This is a genomic window from Micromonospora sp. ABR4_055, assembly GCF_056160425.1.
The window spans coordinates 1-1,684 of record NZ_JBSWXD010000303.1 but is presented as its reverse complement, the minus strand read 5'-3'; the positions used below and the strand labels follow the sequence as shown (position 1 = coordinate 1,684).

General features: G+C 76.4%; 1 protein-coding gene. It reads right to left on the bottom strand.

The genetic code is table 11. The features are described from left to right. Positions 1–509 precede the first annotated feature (509 nt). A partial coding sequence (locus ACXAHD_RS32030) for an FGGY-family carbohydrate kinase (RefSeq protein ID WP_475055149.1) occupies positions 510–1,684 on the bottom strand: 1,175 nt, incomplete at its 5' end.

Genomic DNA, 1,684 nt, shown 5'->3' with positions numbered 1-1,684 from the left:
ATCAGCATCCCTCCCCTCTCCCTTCTTATCTCTCCTTCGTTCCCCCTCCCAACCCCCCCCTCTCTCGTCCCCCCCGCCGGGTCAGCGGCGGGGTGCCGACGACGGCAGCACAGGCCCCACGCCGCCTGGCTGAGCGCCGCCGCTTTGCGTAACCGCCGGAGTTCCTTTACCAGAAACCTGCTGCCACTCATAGACCTTCGCGCCCCTCAGTTCAACACCGGGCGCCCCGCACCGGCCACCGGCACTCCCGACCCCACCCGCAGCCCTTCCGCGTCACCACCGGGTCACTCCGGGTGGTCATCCGTCTTCCGTCGACGGAGGGTGGCGGTCCAGGATGGAAATTGACGGACAGCGTCCCCTGAACGCCCCGGGGCGCAGCACATCCCACCGGTCTTTGGAACCCCGAGGGGGGCCGGCAACCCCCGACCGGGTGTCTCGGACGGGAGACCCGGGAGGCTGCGCCTCGGGGTCCGCACCTGCGATGCCAGGGAGAGGGCTCCGCCGCGAGATCAGCCGGCGGTGACCCGGTTCAGGACGTGGTCGCGGGCGTCGGCGTACCGGGTGCGGACGGAGGGCACCGCGTCGGCTGCGTACTCCTCGGTGTCGGCCGGGGTCCAGTCGGGCGCGTTCGGGGTGCCCAGCGCCAGCCAGGCGGCCTGCCGGGCGGCACCGTCGGCGACGTACTCCCCCGGCGGCGGCACCAGCACCGGGCAGCCGAACACCTCGGGCGCGATTCGGCGTACCGCCAAGGAGCGCGCCCCGCCGCCGACCAGGATGACCCGATTGACGGCCGCGCCCTGGGCGACCAGGGCGTCCAGTCCGTCGGCGAGCGCGCAGAGCATGCCCTCGACGGCGGCCCGCGCCAGATGCGCGGGGGTGCTGGTGGCCAGGGTGAGCCCGTGCAGCGAGCCGGTGGCCGTCGGCCGGTCCGGGGTGCGTTCCCCTTCGAGGTACGGCACCAGCACCAGCCCGTCCGCGCCGGCCGGCGCGCTCAGCGCCAGCTCGGCCAGCCGGTCGTGGTCGACGCCGAGCAGCTTCGCGGCGGCGTCCAGCACCCGGGCGGCATTGAGGGTGGCGACCAGCGGCAGGAACCGGCCGGTGGTGTCGGCGAAGCCGGCTACCGTCCCGCTGGGGTCGGCGGCCGGGGTGTCGGCGACGCTGAACACGGTGCCGGAGGTGCCGATCGAGACGATCACGTCGCCGGGACGGGCACCGACGCCGAGCGCGGCGGCGGCGTTGTCACCGGCGCCGGGGCCGAGCGGAGCGCCGGAGCGCAGCGCGCCGGCCGGGTCGGTGGGGCCGAGCACCGTCGGCACCAGCGGCGTCCGGCCGAAGGCGTGTTCGAGCAGGTCGGGGCGGTACTGGCCGGTGGCTGCCGACCAGTAGCCGGTGCCGCTGGCGTCGCTGCGGTCGGTGCGCAGCGCGGCCAGGTCGCCGGTGCCGGCGAGCCGCCAGGTCAGCCAGTCGTGCGGCAGGCAGACCGCAGCCGTACGGTCGGCCGATGCCGGCTCGGTGCGGGCCAGCCAGCGCAGTTTGGTGATGGTGAAGCTGGCCACCGGCACCAGGCCGACCGCGTCCGCCCAGGCCTGCCGGCCGGCGGGGGGGGGGGGGGGGGGGGGGGGGGGGGGGGGGGGGGGGGGGGGGGGGGGGGGGGGGGGGGGGGGGGGGGGGGGGGGGGGGGGGG